We start from the raw sequence: 21719 nt of genomic DNA on the forward strand, positions 1-21719 counted from the left end.
GGTAGTCGCTGAGTTCGAGGCGTTCTGCGAAGACTGCTGCAAACGCACACCGTTCGGACCGAAGTCGGAGCTATCCAAGCAGCTTCAGGCGTAAGTAGCAGGAGCCGCAGGACCCAGTGCGGCCCAAGTGTTACCGATGCATCAAAGTTACAGGTTGTGCAGCATGTCCCCTCGCCGCGTTGCGGCCCCCGACCGCACTAGGTCATCCGTTAGGCTCAGCAGCCACTCCCCCTCAGACTGATCGCCGAAATGGCGCTGGTGCAGCATACCGAAGTAGGGCGTGCACTGTGCCCAGCCCGTGAGGTCGGCCATGCCGATCTGCTGCCATTCGAGCAGCTTGTACTTCAGCAGCACCTTGGCCGCGTAGAGCGCGTGTTTGCCCGGGTTGCGCACAAAGCCGTCCAGGCGGCGGCGGGCGCCGTCGATGGCGCGGGGCGCATCGGCAAACACGGGGCCGTGCCCCGGGATCACGACCTGCGGCGACAGCGCCTCAATCAGGTCCAGCGTGGCACCCACCTGGGCAAAGGCATCGTCGCCCTCCAGTTCGGGGAACACCACGCCAAAGCCGTTCTCCCATAGGGCATCGGCTGAGATCAGCACGCGGCCCTGGGGCTCGAACAGCACCACCGAATGGGGGTCGTGCCCGGGCGCGGCGTGCACCTGCCAGGGCTTGTCGCCCAGCAGCACACACGAGCCCGGCACCAGCAGCGTGTCGGCCCGAAAGGGTGGGCACTCCTGCCCGGTGGGCGTGTAGCTCAGCGCGTAGGCATCCCACTGGCGCACATGGTCGGCCTGGCCGGGCGGGATGGCGGTGAGCACGCTGGGCCAGGTCTTTTGCAGCGCGGCGTTGCCGCCGCAGTGGTCGCTGTGCAGGTGGGTGTTGAGGATGCGGTCCAGCGCGCGGCCCTGCAGCGTGCCGCGCACCAGGTCCACGGTCTGATCGGCATGGCTGCAGTAGCCGGTGTCCACGATGGCCGTATCGTGCTGGCCGATGAAGAGGATGTTGTTGGCCGACAGCCAGCCGCGTTCGAGGACGGTGATTTCGGGGGGCAGGAGGTCGTGGGGCTCGGAACTGGGCATGGGGGCAGGCAATAGGTGATGCCCCAGCGTACCCCAGGTGCGCCCTGCCAGACGTTCTCCAAAACCCGCAACGCCCCGCCTGCGGCGAGCCTGGCGGGTTTCACAACGTCAGAACCTCAGAAGGTCACGCCCGCCACCAGGATCACGTTGGCGTACGGCGTGCACTCGCCCGTGCGCACCATCACGCGGGCTTGCTGCGTCAGGCGCTTGAAGTCCTCGTGCGAAACCGCCTGGGGCGTGACCGGCAGCTGGCACCAGGCGGGCAACTGGCCGCCGTTGCGCTCCATGGCTTCGGTGGCGATCACGGCCTTTTCGACCTGCATTTCTTCCAGCACCACCCGCAGCACATCCGCCACGGCGGGGATGCCAGGCGTGAGCGCCAGGTCAACGCGGCGCGGGCCGTTGGGGATGGGCAGGCCCACGTCGCCGATCACCAGCATGTCGCCGTGGCCCAGGGTGGCGATGGCGTGGGAGAGTTCGGCGTGCAGCAGGGCGGTGCGTTTCACAGGGGGCTCCAGGCGGGCGGTTGGGGGCTGTGCGCCACGGCGGCGCGGGTGGGGATGGAGGGCTGGGCGCCGGGCTGGGTGACGCACAGCGCCGATGCGCGGATGCCTTCGCGCACGGCGGCGTCCAGTGGCTCGCCGCGTGCCAGGGCCACGGCCAGCGCACCGAGGAAGGTGTCGCCTGCGGCCGTGGTGTCCACCGCCTGCACGACCAGGCCAGGGTGGTAGCGGTTGCCAGCGGAATCGGCGGCCACGGCGCCCGCAGCGCCCAGGGTCACCACCACCTGGGCGGGGCCCTTGGCGCGCAGGGCCTGTGCGGCCTGCGCGGCATCGGCGGGCGTGGTCACGCTCTGGCCTGCCAGCGCGGTGGCTTCCACCTCGTTCACGACCAGCGTGTGAACCCGCGGCCACAGGGCCTCGGGCAGGGGCTGGATGGGCGAGGGGTTGAGCACCACAGGGCAGCCAGCGGCATGCGCCATCTCGGCGGCGGCCAGCACCTGGGGCAGGGGCGTTTCAAACTGCAGCACCAGGCCGCCTGCGCCTTGTAGCGCGGCGCCCAGCGCGACGGCATCCAGCACAAAGCGGCCATTGGCGCCGGGCACGACCACGATGCGGTTTTGCCCGCTGGCTTCCACGGTGATGGCGGCCACGCCGGTGGTGGTGTCGGTGTCGGTCTGCACGCCGCTGTGGTCGATGCCGTCGGCATCGAGCCCGGCGCGCAGCGTGTGGCCGTAGCCGTCGTCGCCCACGCGGCCAAACAGGGCCACCTGGGCGCCCTGGCGCGCGCAGGCCACGGCCTGGTTGCCGCCCTTGCCGCCGGGCACCAGGTGCAGGGCATCGGCCAGCACGGTTTCGCCGGGACCCGGTGCGTGTTGTACCTGCAGCACCAGGTCCATGTTCAGGCTGCCGACGACGGCGATGCGGGGTGTGTTGTTGATGCTCATGCTGCACCTCCGGGCGCATGGGCCGTGGAGGCACGCACGCGCAGCTCGGGCTGCAGCATCACCTTGCGCGCGTCCTGGCGCTTGCCGTCGATGCGCTCCAGCAGCATGTCCACGGCCAGCGCGCCGATGCGCTGCTTGGGCTGGGCGACGGTGGTGAGCGGTGGGCTGGTGAAGGCGGTGAGTTCGATGTCGTCAAAGCCGACGATGGACAGTGCCTCGGGCACGCGCAGGTCGCGCTCGTGTGCGGCGCACAGCGCGCCCATGGCCATGAGGTCGTTACAGACGAAGACGGCGGTGGGTGGCTCGGGTGCGCGCAGCACGGCGTGCATGGCTTCGTAGCCGCCCTGGCTCGTGAAGTTGCCATGCCACAGCAGGCCGTCACCCGTGCCGCAGCCCGCATCGGCCAGCGCCGTGCGCCAGCCGGCAATGCGCTGCTCGCTGGGGGCAATGCCTTCGGGGCCGCCGATGCAGGCAGTGCGGCGGTGGCCCAGCGACAGGAGGTGGCGCGTGGCCAGCAGGCCACCCTGCATGTGGGCGGTTTCCACCAGGTCGCAGGGCTGTTGCTCGGCGATGTCTATTTCGCGGTCCACCAGTACGGTCGGGATGGACAGGCCCGCGAGCTGCGTGGCCAGCGTGGCGTCATGCCCGGTGGAGACCACGATGAGCCCGTCGATGCGCCGCTCGGCCAGCACCTGCAGGTAGGTGCCCTGGCGGTGCGCCTCGTCGTTGGTGTTGCACAGGATGACGTTGTAGCCCGCGCCAAAGCAGCGGTCTTCCACGCTGTGCACGATCTCGGCAAAGTAGGGGTTGGAGCTGTTGGGGATCAACATGCCCAGCGTGCGCGTGTTGTTGCTCTTGAGGCTGCGCGCGATGGCGCTGGGCACATAGCCCAGGGCGCGGATGGCGGCCTCGACCCGCTCGCGCCCCTCGGGGCTCACGCGGCGGGTGCCGTTGACCACGTGCGACACCGTGGTGACCGACACCTCGGCGTGGCGCGCAACGTCCTTGATAGTAGCCATGCAAAAAGAAGAATGAGGTCGTGGGTGGTGGTAGGCTGGATGCGGGGTCAGTCTCTCAGACCTTGGCGCGGCGCTGGCGCAGCGTGTCCACAATGACGGCCGCCACGATCACAAAACCCGTGATGATGCGCTTGCTGGGCTCGCTGGCGCCCACCTGGGCCAGGCCTGCTTCGAGCACTGCGATGATGAGCACGCCAAACGCGGTGTTCACCACCGAGCCGCGCCCGCCCATGAGGCTGGTGCCGCCAATCACCACGGCCGCAATCACCTGCAGCTCCATGCCGGTGCCGGCGTTGGGGTCGGCGGCTTCGAGCCGGGCCGACTGCATCAGGCCCGCCAGGCCTGCAAGCAGGCCTGTCATGGCAAACACGATCACGCGGATGGGGCGCGGGTCCACACCGGCCAGGCGCATCGCTTCTTCGTTGGTGCCAATGCCCACCACGCAGCGGCCAAACACGGTGCGCGACAGCACCAGCTGCGCCACCACCACCAGCACCACGGCGAGCAAAAAGGCGAACGAGATGCCGCCAAAAAACGGTGCCGACAGCCAAGAGATCGCATCGCCCACGTACTGCGTGCGCGAGTCGGTCACCACATAGGCGCTGCCGCGCACGGCTTCGAGCATGCCCAGCGACACGATGAACGAGGGCAGCCGCCACGCGACCGAAATCATGCCCGTGATGGTGCCGCACACCAGGCCCGTGGCCAGTGCCAGGGCAGCCGCAGCGGGCACCGTCCAGCCCCACTGCAGGATGGCGGCGGCCGAGGTGGCGGCGGCCAGCGCCATCACCGAGCCCACCGACAGATCGATGCCCGCAATGATGAGCACAAAGGTCATGCCCACCGCCATCACGGCCAGGGCCGGGATTTCGTTGGCGATGGTGATGAAGGTCTCGGCGCTCCAGAAGTATTCGGACAGCGACGAGAACAGCGCCACCATGCCCGCCAGCACGGCCATCAGGCCCAGGTAGGTGCCCAGCTGGCTGCGCCAGACCGAGGCGGAGGAGGGCGCCGCAGCGGGCGCGGCAGATGTGGTGGGGGCGTTCATGCGGTCACAGGAGAAGAAGTTGAAGGGGTGGTGCTGGTGCGCCCGCCCGGCTCGGAGAACGCGGCGGCCAGCAGCGATTGCTCGGACCACTCGCCGCGCTCGAACACGGCCACCAGGCGGCCCGCGCTCATCACGCCGATGCGGTCGGCCATGGCCATGAGTTCGCGCAGGTCGGACGACACCATGAGCAGCGCGCGGCCCTCGGCGGCCATGCGGTCCAGCTCGCCATACAGCTCGGCGCGCGCGCCCACGTCCACGCCGCGCGTGGGCTCATCGAGCAGCAGCACGCGGCCTTCGCGGTGCAGCCAGCGGGCGAACACCACCTTTTGCTGGTTGCCGCCAGACAGTTGTCCCACGGGTTGCTCGGGGCCGTGGCAGCGCACGCGCAGGGTGCGGATGAAGCCCTGCACCAGACGGCTTTCGAGCCCGCGCTGCAGCCAGCCGCCGCGCGACACGGCCGACAGGTCGGACAGCGTGGCGTTGATCCGGATGGGCTGCGACAGCAGCAGGCCCTGGGATTTGCGGTCTTCGGTGACCAGGCCCACACCGGCGGCGATGGCCTGCAGCGGCGATGCGAAACCCCGCTGCCAGGTGCGGGGGGCGGTGGGTGCTGTAGTGGATGGTTTTGCTATGTTTTGTGTAGCTGCTGGTGCATGATCTACTAGCGCTTGCGGCGGTTTTTGCTCTGAATTCGGGTGCAGTGTCACGCTGCCACGGTCTGCCCGGTCGGCGCCAAACAGCAGGCGGACCAGCTCGGTGCGGCCCGATCCGACCAGCCCGGCAATGCCAAAGATCTCGCCCGCGCGCAGCTCCAGGCTCACGTCCTGCACGGCGGTGCCCCGGCCCAGGTTTTCAGCGCTCATCACCACGGGGCCGATGGGGCGGCGCGGGCGGTGGTCCAGGTCGCTCACCACGCGGCCCACCATGCGCTGCACCAGGTCGTCTTCGCTCATGCCCGCCATGGGGCGCACGTCCACCAGGCGGCCATCGCGCAGCACGGCCACGCGGTCGGCAATGCGGCGCAGTTCTTCGAGCCGGTGCGACACGTAGATGATGGCCACGCCACGCGCGGTGAGGTGCGCGATCTGCTCGAACAGGTAGTTGGTCTCGCGCGGCGTGAGCATGGCCGTGGGCTCGTCGAGCACCAGGATGCGCGTGTCGTCCTGCAGGTTGCGCGCAATCTCCACCATCTGCTGCTGGCCGATGCCCAGCTGCGAGACGGGTGTGGCGGGGTCGATGGTGTCGAGCCCGATCTTGGCCAGCTGCGCACGGGCGGCGGCGTGCAGCACATCGCGCTGCAGCCAGCCCAGCCGGTGCGGCAGGCGGCCCATCAACAAATTCTCGGCCACGGTGAGCGTGGGCACCAGACCCAGCTCCTGCATCACCATGCGCACGCCGTGGCGCTCGGCATCGCGGCGCGACGAGGGCGCGTACGCCTGTCCCGCCAGCTGCATGCCGCCGCGCGTGGGCTGTTCCAACCCGCAGAGGATCTTGGACAGCGTGCTCTTGCCCGCGCCGTTCTCCCCGGTCAGCGCCAGCACCTCGCCCGCAAACAGCTCCACGTTCACGCCATCGAGCACGGAGGCGGTGTAGTCCTTGCCCACGGCCTGGATGGCGAGCAGGGGCGAGCGTGGTGAGTCAGGTGACGGGCTGGTGGGCATGGCAGTGTGTGCGGTTTTTAATTTTGCAGCGGTGAACAAAGCTCAGCGAAGCGGTTCTGGCTAGGCGCCGTGTCGCAGGCAGTACTGGAAGTACGACAAGACACGGCAACAACGCCAGAAGAGCTTTGTTCTCCGCTCCGAGGCTTACTTGCTGTCTTTCGTCACCAGCACCACATCCGTCTTCACCGTGGCGGGCAGCTGGTTCTGCGGCGTCTTGGCGGCCAGGGCCTTCTGCGCCAGCTCGATGCCGAACACAGCCTGCTTGGCGGCGTACTGGTCGGCGGTGGCCAGCACGCGGCCGTCGGCCAGCATGGGCTTGATGGCGCCGATGTTGTCGTAGCCCACCACCTGCACCTTGCCGGTCTTGCCGGCGGCCTTCACGGCGGCCACGGCGCCCAGGGCCATGCTGTCGTTGCCAGCCAGCAGGGCCACCAGGTCAGGGTGCTCGCGCATCATGCCGGCGGCCACGGTGTTGCCCTTTTCGATCTCCCAGTTGCCGGACTGCACGCCCACCACGGTGATGTTGGCGGCCTTCATGGCGTCCTGGTAGCCCAGGGTGCGCTGCTGCGCATTGAAGGTGGTGGACACGCCTTCGATGATGCCGACCTTGTCACCGGCCTTCAGCGTCTTGGCCAGGTGGTCGCCCACCAGCTTGGCGCCTGCACGGTTGTCGGGGCCCACGAAGGGCACGGTGATGTTCTTTTCCTTCAGCGCGTCGGCATCGAGCTGGTTGTCGATGTTGACCACGAGGATGCCCTTGTCGATGGCCGTCTTGACCACGGGCACCAGCGCCTTGGAATCAGCGGGTGCCAGCACGATGGCGCTGACCTTTTGCGCCACGGCCTGCTCGATCATCTTGATCTGTGCCGCCGTGTCGGTCTCGTTCTTGATGCCATTGGCCACCAGCGTGTATTCCTTGGCATGGGCCTTCTGGTGCGCCTTGGCGCCGTCTTCCATGGTGCGGAAGAACTCGTTGGCCAGCGACTTCATGATGAGCGCGATCTTCGGCTTGTCCTGCGCAAACGCAGGGCTGGCCAGCAGGCTGCCCACAACGGCGAGGGCGGCGGCGGTCTGAACGGAACGGCGGGTGAACTGCATGGGTGTTGTCTCCAGGTTGGAATATGGACTGAGGCAACGCTGAACAAGCCTCTCGCGCCCGGCGCATCCCTGGCTCAGGACGGTCTGCAGCGTTGCAAATCCTCGCGATAGCTACGGCTATCACTCTGGTTTGCGCCTTGCAGTCCATCCCGATCCAGGGCTCGCCGCATCGCGGAGGCTTATTCAGCATCGCCCTAAGGCGACCGACAGCGTGGAGGGAAATCCCCGGCACCGCCCCCAAAAAGGAGCGGCTACGGATGCCCGGTGCCTTGTCGCGATCAGGATGATAACGAAAGCAAACGTTTGCGCAAACGTTTGCTAATCAGTAAAAACCCGAAGATGCAGACATTGGATTACTGGCGCAGTGGGGCGATCTGCAGGGTTTACGCCCAAGAAAAAGGGCGCCGAAGCGCCCTGGGGGAGGTGATGGAGGACAGCGTTTGTCGCTCTGCCCTCAGGAACAACGGCCTCAGGCCTTGCGCAGCTCGCGGCGCAGGATCTTGCCCACGTTGCTCTTGGGCAGCTCGTCGCGGAACTCGATGTACTTGGGGCGCTTGTAGCCGGTGAGGTTCTGGTGGCAGTAGTTGGCCACTTCGTCCTCGGTCAGGGCCGGGTCGTTCTTGATGATGAACACCTTGATGGCCTCGCCCTGCTTCTCATCGGGAACACCAATGGCTGCGCATTCGACCACGCCGGGACACAGGCTGATGACCTGCTCCAGTTCGTTGGGGAACACGTTGAAGCCGCTCACCAGGATCATGTCCTTCTTGCGGTCGATGATGCGGGTGTAGCCCTGCGGGTCCATGATGCCGATATCGCCCGTGCGCATGAAACCATCGGCCGTGAAGGCCTTGGCGTTTTCTTCGGGCTGGTTGTAGTAGCCCACCATCACGTTGGGGCCACGGATGCAGATCTCGCCCGACTCGCCCTGGGGCAGGCTGTTGCCTTCGTCGTCCTTGATGGCGATATCGATGCCCGGCAGCGGCAGGCCGATGTTGCCGCTGAAGGTGGTGCTGATCACCGGGTTGTTGGTGCCGATGGCGCAGGTCTCGCTCATGCCCCAGCCTTCGATCATGGTGCTGCCGGTCACCTTCTGCCACTGCTTGGCCGTGCCCTCGCTGGCCGCCATGCCCCCGGCCTGCGACACGCACAGGTGCGAGAAGTCCAGCGTCTTGAACTGCGGGTTTTGCAGCAGCGCGTTGAACAGCGTGTTCACCGCCGGCAGCATGTGGAAGGGGCGCTTCTTGAGTTCGGCCACGAACTTCGGAATGTCGCGCGGGTTGGGAATCAGCGTGAGGCTGGAGCCCTGGCGGATGGCCAGCAGGCACAGCGTGAGCGCGAAGATGTGGTACAGCGGCAGTGCGGCAATGCTGTTGGCTTTGCTCAGGTCGCCCACTTTGGACAGCGCGGGCGTGAACCAGGCCTCGGCCTGCAGCGTGGCGGCCACGATGTTGCGGTGGGTCAGCACCGCGCCCTTCGACAAGCCCGTGGTGCCACCGGTGTACTGCAGGAAGGCAGTCGAATCCAGCGTGGCCTGGCTGGGTGCGAGCGACTTGTGCTCGCCCAGCGACAGCGCCTTCTTGAAGGTGACGACCTTGCGGCCATTCGACAGCGGCAGGTCATACGCAGGCACCATCTTGGCCAGGTGGCGCACGGCGAAGGTGATCCATTTGCCAAACCAGAAGCCCAGCAGGTCGCCCATGGAGGCCATCACCACATGCTTGACGGCCGTGTGGTCAATGACCTCAGCCAGCGTGTGGGCAAAGTTCTCCAGGATCACGATGGCGGTGGCGCCCGAGTCCTTGAGCTGGTGCTCCAGCTCGCGGGCGGTATAGAGCGGGTTCACGTTCACGCAGGTGTAACCTGTGCGCAGCACGGCGGCCATGGTCACGCCAAACTGGGGGATGTTGGGCAGCATGATGGCCACGCGCGCACCCGGCTCCAGCCCCAGGCTTTGCAGATAGGCACCCAAAGCGGCCGAGCGGCGATCCAGCTCGCCATAGGTCATCCACTGGTCCATGCAGACCGAAAACGGGCTCGATGCGTGTTTGCGGAACGACTCTTCCAGCAGGTGGGCCACAGAGCGGTATTGCTCGGGCTTCACGTCGTGTGGGACGCCCGGGGGGTAGCTCTTGAGCCAGATCTTTTCCATGCGCTTGTTTCCTTGTGCTCGCCAAATGCCATTGATAGGTGGGCACAGATTGTGGAAGGCGGGCGCGTAACGGGCTATCGGGCTTGTCCTAGTGTGCTGGCGAGCTGGGTCCCGCAGGTGACAGGATCGGCATCGAACAATTGGTCCATCAGCGCCCGCTCGCGTTGCTCAATGGTGGCCAGAAACTGCTCCACCCCGCCGCGCTGGCGCGCAAGCTGGCCGAAGGTGTCAAACCCCGCCTCCAGGAACCTCTGCAACGCGCCCATACCCGCAGCGTTGGCCGGGCCGCGCATCATGCGCAGCATCATCCGCAGGCCGGGGGTGCGCGTGAGGCGCGCCAGGTCATTCCCCATGGCCAGCACGCGCTGCAGCTGCTGCTGGCGCGCATGGCGCTGGCCCACAGTGCGCCAGGCGGTGGTGTAGCGGGCGGCGACGTTGGCCGCATCGGCTTCGTGCAGCAACCACGCACGGCCCATGTCCTGGTCCAGTCCCTCGGTCTGTGCGTGCAGCACGGCCAGGGCCACGGCGGTGGTCACGACCGGTTGAGGGAACATGGTCTGCAGCGTGCCGGCGATGCGGCCAAACTGCAGATCGCGGTCGGTGTAGTCGGTGTCGCTGTACAGCTCTTCCAGAAAGAACTGCGCTGCGGGTCCGAACGCGGGCGAGTCCATCAGGTCCGCATAGGTGCCCCGAAAGCGCCGCGCCTGCAGGCTTTTGACGCTGCCCACCGCGGCCCCCAGCGCCGGGTCGCCCGTGCGGTGCAGGCGCAGGGCGGTCACGTCGGCGATGCAGTCGCGGATGGTCTGGGCGGCATCCATGGGGCGGGGTCCTTTCTGCGTTCTGCGGGGTGCGGTGTCGGGCGGTGGTCAGACCGCACAATGCGGCTGGTCAATTACAACATTTGCCCATCACCACCATGATCGCGCGCTGGCAACGAATCCTTCTCCTGTGCATCCTGCTGGCCATGGCCGCCTGGCTGGTGTGGCAATGGCCCCATTCACCGTTGCGTGCCGTACTGGGGGCACTGGTGCCGCTCGGCATTTACCTGGTGGTGATGGCGGTGGAGTTTGTGCTGATGCACATCACCAACCGTGCCGATGCTGCGCCCCGCGCCCGCCTGTCGCAGGTGGTGGGTGCCTGGTGGGCCGAGGTGTGGGTGGCGTTGATGGTGTTTTGCTGGCGCCAGCCGTTTCGCCATGATTCCGTGCCCGACTGGCTGCCTGCACAGCCGACGGGAAAGCGCGGCGTGGTGCTGGTGCATGGATTCATGTGCAACCGGGGGCTCTGGCTGCCGTGGTTTGCGCCTTTGCAGGCGCGGGGTCATGCCTATGTGGCGGTGAATCTGGAGCCGGCGATGGGCTCGATTGACGAGTACGCGGACATCATTGAAGACGCTGTGTGCCAAGTGACGGCGGCCACGGGCCAGGCGCCGGTGCTGTTGTGCCACAGCATGGGTGGCTTGGCGGTGCGGGCGTGGCTGCGGGCGCACCAGGCGGATGGGCGGGTGCACCGGGTGTTGACGCTGGGCACGCCGCATGGGGGAACGTGGCTGGGGCGTTTCAGCCGGGCGGTGAATGGGCGGCAGATGAGCTTGGCGGGGGATTGGGTGGTGGCCTTGCAGCGGGCGGAGCCTGCGGGGCGGGCTGCGTTGTTTACCTGCTGGTATTCGAACTGCGACAACATCGTGTTTCCGGCGACCACAGCGGCGTTGGCGGGGGCAGAACACAGGTTGGTGGAAGGGGTTGCGCATGTGCAGATGGCGTTTGACCCCGGGGTGATGAAGGCTTGTCTGGAGGAGGTTGGGCGGGGGTAATGTTTTGGTTTTTGGGCTGGATGCGCTAGTGGGATATGGGTGGGTAGCTATTGATTTTGCAGTGTTGGTTCTTGTGCGCTGATTGGGTGGCGTGCCTTTGTTGAGGGCGGGAGCCGGGAGTCGCCCGGCGTGCGAGTAACTTTCTTTTGCTTCGCCAAAAGAAAGTCACCAAAGAAAAGGCGACCCCCAGTCTGCGACCCCTTCGCTGTGCGAAGTGGCAAACCTGCGGCGGGGCGGTTGTGGGGTGCGCCGTGGAACTCACTGCGCTGCGGTGCAGCTTCGTTCAGACATCCACGGCGAGTCAGAGCACGAGGCATGTGCGCTTCGACGCCCATGCTCACCCCACAACCGCCCCGCCGCAGGCGCAGCCAGCAGGGGTGGGACAGCCGAACATCCCAACGGCCCCACGGGCCATTGCTTCGCTCGGCCCAGGCTGCGCAGCGCGTGGCGCGTGGCGCTTGCGCCCGCGATTCGGGGCCGAGCGCAGCGATGGCCCGTGTGGATGTTCTGCTCCCCGAGCACCGCAGGTTGCCCCGTAGCGAAGCGCAGGGGACGCAGACAGTGGGGTCGCCCTTTCTTTGGTTCCTTTCTTTCGGCGACGCGAAAGAAAGGGACTCGCATGCCGGGCGTCTCCCGGCCTCCGCCCTCAAACCAGGCACAGAGACCGATTCATCCACAAGCTCCAACAACCTCAGTCAGGTATTGCTGAATGCAGAAGAAGTGCTATTAAATATGTAGCTGTCAAGGAATGAGTCACTAGCGCTAGCAGCCAATACCACCAGAAATCAAGCCGCCACAGCCTCCCGCTCATCCGCTGCAAACTCTGGCAACCCCCGCAGCCGCTCATAAATCGGCGCAAAGTCCGCCGCCGTCATCTCAAACAGCTGCTCAAAACTGTCGATCACAAAATACGTCTGCTGGTACGTATCGATCTTGTAGCGCGTGCGCATGGTGCGCTCCAGCTGCAGCGGAATGCGCTGCGGCTCCGGGCTCTGCACCGAGTACGCCAGTTCGCCCGACGAACTCAGGATGCCAGCGCCGTAGGCCCGCAACTGCCCCGCCTCACGGATCAGCCCGAACTCGATCGTGTACCAGTACAAGCGGCTCAGCATCTCGCACGACCCCAGCCCCTGCGCCTTCAGCCCGCCCTGGCCGTAGCGCTGCACATAGTCGGCAAACACTGGGTTGAACAGCAGCGGCACATGCCCGAACAGGTCATGAAAAATGTCGGGCTCGACGATGTACTCGAACTCTTCGGGCTTGCGGATCCAGTCCGTCACCGGGAACTTGCGGTTGGCCAGCAAGGTGAAGAACGGCACCTCAGGGATCAGCCCCGGAACGCCCACCAGCTCCCAGCCGGTCGCTTTGTAGAGGCGCTCGTTCACCTCTTCAAAACGCGGGATGCGGTCGCTCGCGCCCAGTGAGGGCAGGGCGTCGATGAACGCCTGGCTCGCCAGGCCCGGCAGCAGGGCGCGCTGGCGCTCGTACAGACGGCGGTAGGTGTCGTGGTCGGCGGCGGTGTAGGCCGCGTAGTCCTGCGGGCAGGTGTAGTCCGCGTTGGCACGCGAGTAGTCGCCACGCGGTGGGCGGGTGGATTGGCCATAGACGACAGGGGCTTGTCCCATTTTTTCTCCTTTGCCGCCATGGTCGGCGCACCGCGACGGGGGTGCGCACCAGCCCACGCGGCTGCTAATCGATCTTGATCTTTGCGGCCCGGATCAAGAACTCGTACTTGCTGTTTTCCGAGCGCACAAACTGCGCAAATCCGTCGAGCGTCAGCTCTTCGGGCGTGATACCCATCTTCTTGAACTTCTCCTTGCCCGCAGGCGAGTGCATTGCGGCGCTGAACGCGTTGGCATAGCGGCGTGCGTCCGCATCGGGCAGCGAGGCCGGCGCGAACAGGCCGAACCAGGTGGACACGTTGAAGCCCTGCACGCTGTCGTTGATGCTGGGCACTTTCGGTAGCGCCTCGTTGCGGCTGAGGGTGGTCACACCCAGCGCCAGCAGCTTGCCCGACTGGATCTGCGGCAGCGCCGAGGCCAGGTTGTCAAACACCATCAGCACCTGGCCGGATTCCAGCGCGGCGAGCGCGGGCTTGGAGCCCTGGAACGGCGTGTGGCCCATCCGGGTGTTGGTGAGCGACTTGAACATCTCGGCCGAGATGTGGCCGATGCTGCCGTTGCCGCCCGAGCCGTACTTGGTCTGGTCCGGGTTCTTTTTCAGGTACTGCACCAGGTCGGGCGTGGTCTTGATGCCCAGCTTGGCCGCCTGCTCCGCGTTCACCACCAGCACATTGGGCGTGCGTGCCACGAGGACGAGGGGTTTGAAGTCCTTGAGTGCGTTGTAGGGGAAGTTCTTGTGCAGCCAGGGGTTCACCGCGTGCGTGGCCACGGCGCCCATCAACACCTGGTTGCTGGTCTTCCCGGCCTTGGCGACCTGGTCGGCGCCGGTATTGCCACCTGCCCCCGGTTTGTTCTCCACGGTAATGGAGCCCAACTGGGCTGCAGCACCATCGGCCACGATGCGGGCCGAGGTGTCCAGCGGACCACCAGCGGGGTAGGGCACCACGATGGTGAGCGGGGCAGACGGGTTCTGCGCCAGCGCGGCAGTGGCCGCGCCGGCCAGAAGGGTGCTGAACAGGGTGCTACGGAGCGACATCGGGATCCTTTTGAGTTCCGGGGAGCGCGCAGTATAGGCACCTGTGCAGGGTTAACCCTGGATGTCCGATGTCTTACGTGTTCAGCACACCACGGCGGATCTGGTCGCGTTCCAGCGACTCGAACAGCGCCTTGAAGTTGCCTTCGCCAAAACCGTCGCGGTAGTCGCCCTCGCGCTGGATGAATTCGAAGAACACCGGGCCCAGCATGGGCGTGGAGAAGATCTGCAGCAGCAGGCGGGGCGTGCCGTCGGCCGTGGTGCCGTCCAGCAAGATGCCGCGCGACTGCAGCTCGGGCACCGGCTGGCCGTGGCCGGGCAGGCGGGTGTCCAGCATCTCGTAATAGACCTCGTTGGGCGCGGTGGCCAGCTGCACGCCGGCCATGCCCAGCTTGTCCACCACGTCCAGCAGGTTGTCGCAGATCAGCGCGATGTGCTGGATGCCTTCGCCGTTGAACTGCATCAAGAATTCTTCGATCTGGCCGCCACCCTGCTTGGACTCTTCGTTCAGCGGGATGCGGATCTTGCCGTCAGGCGCGGTCATGGCCTTGGACGTGAGGCCCGTGTATTCGCCCTGGATGTCGAAGTAGCGGATTTCGCGGAAGTTGAACAGCTTCTCGTAGAAGTTGGCCCAGAAACCCATGCGGCCCCGGTACACGTTGTGCGTGAGGTGGTCGATGAGGTTCAGGCCGTGGCCCACGGGGCGGCGGTCCACGCCTTCGATGAATTCGAAGTCGATGTCGTAGATGGACTTGCCGTCTTCAAAGCGGTCAATCAAATACAGCGGTGCGCCGCCAATGCCCTTGATGGCGGGCAGGCGCAGTTCCATGGGGCCGGTGGGGATTTCGATGGGCTGGGCGCCCAGCTCCAGCGCGCGGTTGTAAGCCTTGTGCGCATCCTTCACACGGAAGGCCAGGCCACAGGCGGAGGGGCCATGCTCGGCACCAAAGTAGGCGGCCTGGCTGTGGGGCTCGCGGTTCAGGATGAAGTTGATGCCGTTCTGGCGGTACAGCACCACATCCTTGGACCGGTGCTTGGCGACCAGGGTGAAACCGAGCTTTTCAAACACCGCCTCCAGCACGCCGGGCTGGGGCGAGGTGAATTCGACGAACTCGAAGCCCATCAGGCCCATGGGGTTGTCCCAGGCAGCGAGCTGGGCGGTGGTTTCTTGCGGCAAGGCGGCGTTCATGGGGTGTCTCCGGCATTCGTTGATGAATGTCATGGACTGTAGGCGCGGCCTGCCTCATGTTTCTGGCGAAATCAAGAGGCTTTGGCCTTTGATTTGCAGGAATCTTGTGAATGGTCAAAATTTCGCGCAGTCTGGCGGCGCGTCGGGCAGGGCTGGCCGCCGCAGCGCTGCGCGGTCGGCAGAAGGTCCCTATGAGCCCGAGGTGCCCGCGTTGAGCCGGCGCAGCGCCAGGGCGGCGTCAATGCGTTGTTGCTCCTCGGGCGAAAAGAGTTGCTGGCGCAATTGCTGCAGGCCAGGGCCCTCGCCCTGCTGGGTGCGGGCTTGGCTGTACTGGTCGAGGCGCTGGTTCCAGTGCTGTTCGTCACGGTCCAGCTGCGCCATGGCCTGGGCGGCTGCCGGGCCGTACTGCGCGCTGCGGGTGGCGTAGCGGCTGCGCTCGTCGGTGTTGCTGGCGTTGAAGGCGGCCGTCTGCGCGGCGGCGGTCATGTGTTCGGTGGCGGCGCTGCGTTCGGCGCGGCGCTCGGCGGAGAGTTCGTTGTCGGTCGCCTGCAGCGCCTGGGCGCGCTGCTCGGGGCTGAGCTGGGTGTTGCGCTCAATCTCCAGGCGCGCCAGGGTGTAGCGGTCCAGGTCGGCCTCGCGGGCAAACAGGGCGTCGTATTCGGCGTCGTCAAAAAACTGCAGGCGCACCTTGTGGCGCGCCTCCAGCGCGTCGCGCAGCGCGCGTGGGTCAGTCAGGTCCTGCGGCGCACGCAAGCTGCCCAGGGCCACACGGTAGTCCACGTAGCGCTCGGCCAGTGCCAGGGCTCGCGTGGCCAGGGCGGCGGGGAAATGCCGGTTGACCAGCGTGGCCAGGCGCTGTTTGAGCGTGGCTGGGTCGCTGGCGTCGCCCGCTTCCATCAGCAGGGCTTCCAGCGTGTCGCGCAGGCCGTGCACCAGCAGCGGGTCGGCCGGGCCGTCGGTGGTGATGGCGCGGCGGCGTGCAAAAAAACTGTGGTCCGCGCCCTGTGCTGGCGAGGGTTGTACCTGGGCACCGGCGGAGGCGGCGGCCGCCCCCGCCGGCGATGGGTGGGTATCCCCCGCGCCCAACCCGGCAGAGCCTCCCAGCCACCACACCACGGCGACCGTGGTGAGGGCCAGGACTGCGGCGGCAACCGCCCAGGTGCGCGAGGGCTGGGCCATGGCTTACAGGCCTTGTTGCTTGAGGCGGTTGGCGTGCTGGCGGTACAGCGTCACCGGGTCGGTGGAGAACCAGTCGCGCAGGCCCAGCAGCTGGTTGACTTCGTCGAGGTGGTTCTGGCGGTAGTCGCCCAGGTGTTTGCCCAAGCGCGACGAGCAGGCCGACACCAGGCCATCGTTGGCTTCGCCAAAGGTCAGGCTCAGCGTGGCCAGCAGGGCGTCGCTGGCATCGAGCACGTTGGTCAGGGGCAGGGTGCCGGTCCAGGAGTAGTAGCGCACGCCGTTCACCAGCTCTGCGCCGCTGCCGCAGCCGGAGGTGGGCACGCCTTGCGGAAAGCGGCTGTTGAACTTGGCCGAGCCGGCCGTGGTCAGCGAGTCCAGCGCCGCCGTGGGCATTTGCGGCAGGCCGGTGCCGCCGGAGGTCAGGTTGATCAGGCCCACCAGCGCCTTGGCGGCGGCGCTGGCCACGGCTTCGGACACCGAGCCCGCGGGCGCTACGCCGCGCAGGATGTCGGCTACGCGCGAACCCCGGTTCACGCCGCCGATCGAGGTGACCGATGCCACCAGCTGCGGCGCCACGCCCGCCACATAGCGGGTGGTGGGGCCGCCGTGCGAATGGCCTACCAGGTTCACCTTGGGGGCACCGGTCAGCGCCAGGATGGTCTTGACCTGTGCCAGCAATTGCTCGCCGCGCACCTCGGTGCTGTTGGCGGCCGAGACCTGGGCGACGTAGACCTTGGCGCCGCCCTGGCGCAGTGCGTCGGGGATGCCGTAGAAATAGTCGATCCCAAGGGCCGAGTCAAAGCCGAACAGGCCATGCACCAGCACGATGGGGTAGCGCGTCTGGGTGTAGCCCGTCTGCGCCTGCGCGCCCACGCCCAGCAGCAGCAACCCCGCCGTTGCTGCCAGCACCAGTCGTCGCAAAAAGCGGCTGAAAAATCCGGTCATGTGTTTGTCTCCGTTGGTATGGTTTCTTATGCTCGCAAAAACGAACGACCGTTCTTTTTTGCGAGATCAATTTTTGTATTCGGCCCGTGGAGTCACTATCGGGACATACCCGTGTGTGCGGCGCACCATGCAGAAATCGCGCAGTTCTTCGTAAAATCCTGCGCCATGAAAGCCTTTGACGCACTCGATAAGCTGGACCGCGCCATCCTGCGCCGCCTGCAGGACAACGGCCGCGAGACGTACGACGTCATCGGAGAACAGGTGGGCCTGTCGCCCAGCGCGGTGCTGCGCCGCGTCAAGCGGCTGGAAGACAGCGGCGTGATCCACCGCTACGTGGCCCTGGTGCAGCCCGAAGCGGTGGGGCTGGGGCTCACGGCGTACCTGAACGTGCGGCTGGAAAAACACACGGAAAGCCACAAGCGCAACCCCATGGACCTGTTCCGCGCCAGCGTGCAGACCTGGCCCGAGGTGGTGGAGTGCGCGTCGCTCACCGGCGAAATGGACTACCTGCTGCGCGTGGTGGTGGCCGACATGGCGCACTACAGCCGCTTCATCATGGACACGCTGCTCAAGCACCCCAGCGTGCAGGACTGCAAGACCAGTTTTGTGCTCGACCGCGTGAAGGCGACGACGGCTGTGCCGGTGTAGTCCAACACAGGCCTTCACTCGTTGACAGGGCCTGTGCAAGTCACGGGCGTGACTCCCTGTGGCGTCTGTTGATGCGGTGGAGGTTGCTGTAAGGCGGTCCGCGCTTTACGCTCCGCCCCGTGCAGAGAAGGCTTGGCGCAGACGGGGGTGCAGCCACCCCAGCCGTCGCGTCTGCGACCCATGCTGAGGAGATCCGGGGCATGAATACTCTCAAATTGATAGCTATTGAGGCACGATCTTCCAGCGCTTGGAGCCGATTTTTCCGCATTTTGAGTAGGATCACTATTTTGTTGCGGCGCAGCAATTTGGACTGGAAAAGATGAGGGAAAACCCTTATATTTGGCGGCATGTTCGCAACCAAAGACTGGCTCAAGGCATCCTGGTACGCAGGCCGGGACCTGCTGCGCCCGGTAACCAGCGGCTCTTCTGCCTCTGACATTCACATCCACCAGCAGGAGACGCCCGTGATGGTTCCTATCCGCTCCCTGGGCCCCTCCTACCGGGAGCGGATCACCCAGCACCTGCTGCAGCTGGAGCCTGCAGACCGCTACCTGCGCTTTGGCTATGCCGCCAACGACGAACAGATCCGCCGCTACGCCGAGCAGCTCAACTTCGAGCGCGATGAAATCTTTGGCATCTACAACCGCCGCCTTGAGCTCATCGCCATGGCCCACCTGGCGTTTTCGGAAAACCCCGAACACAAGCCGTGTGCTGAATTCGGTGTGTCCGTGCTCAAGCAGGCACGGGGTCGCGGCTTTGGCGCGCGCCTGTTTGAGCGTGCCGTGATGCATGCGCGCAATGAGGGCGTGAACATGGTGTTCATCCACGCGCTGTCCGAAAACACCGCGATGCTCAAGATCGCGCGCAACGCCGGTGCCACCGTGCGCCGCGACGGGTCCGAGGCCGAAGCTTATCTGCAGATACCACCCGCCAGCCTCGACACGCGCATGACCGAGATGGTCGAGCAGCAGTTCGCCGAGGTGGACTACCAGCTCAAAAAGCAGGCCAAGCAGTTCTGGGACTTTCTGGCCAATGTGCAGGAAGTGCGCAGCGGCGTGCAACACGCGCGCCACCAGTCGGCCGAGTGATGCATGGCGGTCACGCCCCCGGCCGTGACGCCGGTGGTGGCCGGCTGTCACGGCAATCCGCTATCCTAGGGGCCTGATTCACTACCGCACGTCCTGCACTCCAGACAGTGTCTGACCCGCACCCCGCGCACCCCGGGCGACCGCCCGAGAGGGAAGACAAGCGCACCTTCCTGCAGAAAGTGGCCGAGTTCATCCATCCTGGGCCGGACTCCACGGAAGAACTCATCGAAACCCTGGCCGAGGCCGAGGACAACGAGGTCATCGGCGCCGAATCGCGCGTGATGCTGGAGCGTGTGATCCGCATGGCCGACATGACGGCGGGCGATGTGATGGTGGCAGCACCGCGCATGGACCTCGTCAACATTGACGCGCCTTTCGATGAGCTGCTGCACCTGGTGATCAGCACCGCGCATTCACGGTTCCCGGTCTACCAGGGCGAGCGCGAGAACATCATCGGCATCCTGATGGCCAAGGACCTGCTCAAGCTGCAGCGGGCGCCCGAGCTGAACATCCGTGCGTTGCTGCGCCCGGCAGCGTTTGTGCCCGAAAGCAAAGGCCTGAACGACCTGCTGCGCGAGTTCCGTGGCAACCGCAACCACCTGGCCATCGTGATCGACGAGTTTGGCCGCGTGGCCGGGCTCATCACCATCGAAGACGTGCTGGAGCAGATCGTCGGCGAGATCGAGGACGAGTTCGACATCCCCGAAGACGATGGCGACATCTTTGGCCTCGCCGACCGGACCTACCGCGTGAGTGGTGACACCCCCATCGAGCGTGTGGCCGAGGCCTTTGAGGTGGCCATCGTGGGTAGCGACCCCAACGAGCATTTCGACACCATCGGCGGCCTGATTGCCCACGAAATGGGCCATGTGCCCAAGCGCGGTGAGCATCTGCAGCTCAGCGGCCTGCATTTTGTGGTGCTGCACACCAAGGGCGGGGCGGTGCGCTGGTTCAAGGTGTCCAGGGTCGAAGACACCCCCTCCGACGGCTGATGTCGCGGCGCTCTCGGATGGCGGGCGGGCCGCTGCTGCCGCAACTGCTGCTGGCACTGGCGGCGGGCCTGGCCCAGGCGGCCTCGCTGGCCTGGCCGGGCAGCGGCCAACCCTTGTGGTGGCTGCAGCTGGCTTCGATGGCTGCACTCGCCTGGATGGTGCGGCCTTTCGCTGGGGAGCACCAGCGCGTCGCTGCGCCCTGGCGGCGCGGTGCGCTAATGGGTGGGTTGTTTGCCACTGCCTGGCTGGCAGGCACTTTCTGGTGGCTGTTCATTTCCATGCATTCTTATGGCGGCCTGCCCGCGCCGTTGGCCGTGGCAGCGGTGCTGGGGCTCGCTGCCTTTCTGGCCAGCTACTACGCGGCGGCTTTGGCCTTGTTTTGCCGGTATGCGCCGATGAATCGTGCCGGGAGTGCTCTTCTTTTCGGAGCGCTGTGGCTGCTGGCCGAACTGGCACGGGGCGTCTGGTGGACGGGGTTCCCGTGGGGTGCTGGCGGCTACGCGCATGTGGATGGGCCGCTCGCCGTGCTGGCCCGCCACATTGGGGTGTATGGCATCAGCGCGGTGGCTGCGGCGTTGGCGATGGGCGTGGTGCAGGTGCGTGCCACCGATCTGCGCAAGGTGCGCTGGTGGGCGCTGGTGCTGGCGGCGGGCGGCCTGCTGGCCTGGGCCACGGTGGACCGGCTGTGCGCGGTCAATCTGTGCCACACCCCGGCACGGCGCGCAGCGCCCCCCCTGAGCCTGGAGCTGCTGCAGGGCAATATCCCCCAGGACGAAAAGTTCCAATCCGGCAGCGGCGTGCCCGTGGCCCTGCAGTGGTATGCCGAGGCCCTGCGCAACGCCCAGGCTGACCTGGTGGTGGCGCCCGAGACCGCCATACCGCTGCTGCCGCAGCAGCTCATTCCGGGGTATCTGGAGGGCATGCAGCAACGCTATGCGCAAGGGGCTCAGGCCGCCATGGTGGGCATTCCGCTGGGGGATGAAGCGCAGGGCTACACCAACTCCGTGCTGGGCATGAGCGCCACGACCCAGGCAGAGCCCTATCGCTACGACAAGCACCACCTCGTGCCATTTGGAGAGTTCATTCCGCCGTTTTTCAAGTGGTTCACGGCCATGATGAACATCCCTCTGGGCGATTTCAACCGGGGGACCGTGGGCCAGGCGTCGTTTGCCGTGGCGGGGCAGCGCATCGCGCCGAACATCTGCTACGAAGACTTGTTCGGCGAGGAGCTGGGGGCGCGATTCATCGACCCCGCCCAGGCCCCCACGGTGTTTGTCAACTTCAGCAACATAGGCTGGTTTGGCGACACCCTGGCCATTGACCAGCATCTGCACATCAGCCGCATGCGTGCGCTCGAATTCGAGCGCCCGATGGTGCGCGCTACCAACACGGGCGCCACCGTCATCATCGACCACCGGGGTGTGGTCACGCACCAGCTGGCCCGCTACACGCGCGGCGTGCTCAAGGGCGAGGTGCAGGGCCGGGGGCTGGACGCACAAAGTGGCTGGGCCATCACGCCTTATGCGTGGTGGGTGTCCCGTTGGGGGCTGTGGCCGCTGTGGGCGCTGGGGGCTCTGGCGCTGGTGGGGGCCATGGTCGCCAGCAGGGGCCGCAGGCCGCGTGGCAATTGATCCAGGTCAGGCATTGCGCCCGGCGGCGCAGGGGCCTGCGCACCCCCGTGTTTAGAGGCGGCTCCCTATGCCTT

The 21719-nt window shown here is 66.2% G+C and carries 19 protein-coding genes; 5 read left to right on the forward strand and 14 right to left on the reverse strand.

Features of this window, described 5'->3' with window-relative positions; all coding sequences use genetic code 11:
* Nucleotides 1-147: 147 nt before the first annotated feature.
* The 9 genes from C8C95_RS12855 to C8C95_RS12895 form a co-directional block, all read right to left on the reverse strand.
* Nucleotides 148-1080, reverse strand: a complete 933-nt coding sequence (locus tag C8C95_RS12855; RefSeq protein ID WP_116748843.1) for an MBL fold metallo-hydrolase — start codon at nt 1078-1080, stop codon at nt 148-150.
* A 116-nt stretch (nt 1081-1196) separates the two neighbouring features.
* Complete coding sequence (gene rbsD / locus C8C95_RS12860; protein ID WP_015015863.1) at nt 1197-1586, reverse strand: D-ribose pyranase; 390 nt, start codon at nt 1584-1586, stop codon at nt 1197-1199.
* The gene (rbsK, locus tag C8C95_RS12865) at nt 1583-2527 is read right to left on the reverse strand and encodes a ribokinase (RefSeq protein ID WP_116748844.1); all 945 of its coding nucleotides are present in this window, start codon (nt 2525-2527) and stop codon (nt 1583-1585) included. The genes rbsD and rbsK overlap by 4 nt, the downstream gene beginning before the upstream one ends.
* Nucleotides 2524-3546, reverse strand: coding sequence for a LacI family DNA-binding transcriptional regulator (locus C8C95_RS12870; protein WP_116748845.1), 1023 nt, complete (start codon nt 3544-3546; stop codon nt 2524-2526). The genes rbsK and C8C95_RS12870 overlap by 4 nt, the downstream gene beginning before the upstream one ends.
* A gap of 55 nt (nt 3547-3601) precedes the next feature.
* Nucleotides 3602-4594 (reverse strand): ABC transporter permease, encoded by a 993-nt coding sequence (locus C8C95_RS12875; RefSeq protein WP_110961526.1) that lies wholly within the window; start codon nt 4592-4594, stop codon nt 3602-3604.
* Complete coding sequence (locus C8C95_RS12880; RefSeq protein ID WP_116748846.1) at nt 4591-6255, reverse strand: sugar ABC transporter ATP-binding protein; 1665 nt, start codon at nt 6253-6255, stop codon at nt 4591-4593. The genes C8C95_RS12875 and C8C95_RS12880 overlap by 4 nt, the downstream gene beginning before the upstream one ends.
* 144 nt (nt 6256-6399) lie before the next feature.
* Nucleotides 6400-7353, reverse strand: coding sequence for a sugar ABC transporter substrate-binding protein (locus tag C8C95_RS12885; protein ID WP_099731324.1), 954 nt, complete (start codon nt 7351-7353; stop codon nt 6400-6402).
* Between the two features lie 469 nt (nt 7354-7822).
* Nucleotides 7823-9505 (reverse strand): AMP-binding protein, encoded by a 1683-nt coding sequence (locus tag C8C95_RS12890; RefSeq protein WP_116748847.1) that lies wholly within the window; start codon nt 9503-9505, stop codon nt 7823-7825.
* Nucleotides 9506-9579: 74 nt separating this feature from the next.
* Nucleotides 9580-10323, reverse strand: coding sequence for a hypothetical protein (locus C8C95_RS12895; RefSeq protein ID WP_116748848.1), 744 nt, complete (start codon nt 10321-10323; stop codon nt 9580-9582).
* Between the two features lie 98 nt (nt 10324-10421).
* On the opposite strand from C8C95_RS12895, the gene C8C95_RS12900 reads away from it, so the two are divergent.
* Entirely contained in the window at nt 10422-11318 is an 897-nt protein-coding gene (locus C8C95_RS12900) for an alpha/beta fold hydrolase (protein WP_116750274.1), read from the forward strand.
* Nucleotides 11319-12103: 785 nt separating this feature from the next.
* Here the strand turns inward: C8C95_RS12900 and phhA are convergent.
* From phhA to C8C95_RS12925, 5 genes are all read right to left on the reverse strand, one after another.
* A complete protein-coding gene (phhA, locus tag C8C95_RS12905; RefSeq protein WP_056059511.1) occupies nt 12104-12943 on the reverse strand; it encodes a phenylalanine 4-monooxygenase in 840 nt (279 codons plus the stop codon).
* Nucleotides 12944-13007: 64 nt separating this feature from the next.
* Nucleotides 13008-13976, reverse strand: a complete 969-nt coding sequence (locus tag C8C95_RS12910) for a tripartite tricarboxylate transporter substrate binding protein (RefSeq protein ID WP_116748849.1) — start codon at nt 13974-13976, stop codon at nt 13008-13010.
* 73 nt (nt 13977-14049) lie between these two features.
* A complete protein-coding gene (hppD, locus tag C8C95_RS12915) occupies nt 14050-15162 on the reverse strand; it encodes a 4-hydroxyphenylpyruvate dioxygenase (RefSeq protein ID WP_108499960.1) in 1113 nt (370 codons plus the stop codon).
* 189 nt (nt 15163-15351) lie between these two features.
* Nucleotides 15352-16341: a lipase secretion chaperone gene (locus tag C8C95_RS12920; protein ID WP_116748850.1), complete on the reverse strand. Its 990-nt coding sequence runs from the start codon at nt 16339-16341 to the stop codon at nt 15352-15354.
* A 3-nt stretch (nt 16342-16344) separates the two neighbouring features.
* Nucleotides 16345-17286, reverse strand: coding sequence for a triacylglycerol lipase (locus tag C8C95_RS12925; RefSeq protein ID WP_099731316.1), 942 nt, complete (start codon nt 17284-17286; stop codon nt 16345-16347).
* A 165-nt stretch (nt 17287-17451) separates the two neighbouring features.
* Here C8C95_RS12925 and C8C95_RS12930 point away from each other — a divergent pair, with 165 nt between their 5' ends.
* From C8C95_RS12930 to lnt, 4 genes are all read left to right on the forward strand, one after another.
* Nucleotides 17452-17934, forward strand: a complete 483-nt coding sequence (locus C8C95_RS12930; protein WP_015012403.1) for an Lrp/AsnC family transcriptional regulator — start codon at nt 17452-17454, stop codon at nt 17932-17934.
* 347 nt (nt 17935-18281) lie between these two features.
* Nucleotides 18282-19022 carry a GNAT family N-acetyltransferase gene (locus C8C95_RS12935; protein WP_116748851.1) on the forward strand — a complete coding sequence of 247 codons (741 nt, stop codon included), beginning with the start codon at nt 18282-18284 and terminating at the stop codon, nt 19020-19022.
* Nucleotides 19023-19129: 107 nt separating this feature from the next.
* The gene (locus C8C95_RS12940) at nt 19130-20014 is read left to right on the forward strand and encodes a transporter associated domain-containing protein (RefSeq protein ID WP_060986846.1); all 885 of its coding nucleotides are present in this window, start codon (nt 19130-19132) and stop codon (nt 20012-20014) included.
* Nucleotides 20014-21645 (forward strand): apolipoprotein N-acyltransferase, encoded by a 1632-nt coding sequence (lnt, locus tag C8C95_RS12945; RefSeq protein ID WP_116748852.1) that lies wholly within the window; start codon nt 20014-20016, stop codon nt 21643-21645. Before C8C95_RS12940 ends, lnt begins: the two co-directional genes overlap by 1 nt.
* Nucleotides 21646-21719: the final 74 nt, after the last annotated feature.

The organism is Acidovorax sp. 99 (genome assembly GCF_003096455.1).
Taxonomy (GTDB): domain Bacteria; phylum Pseudomonadota; class Gammaproteobacteria; order Burkholderiales; family Burkholderiaceae_C; genus Acidovorax; species Acidovorax delafieldii.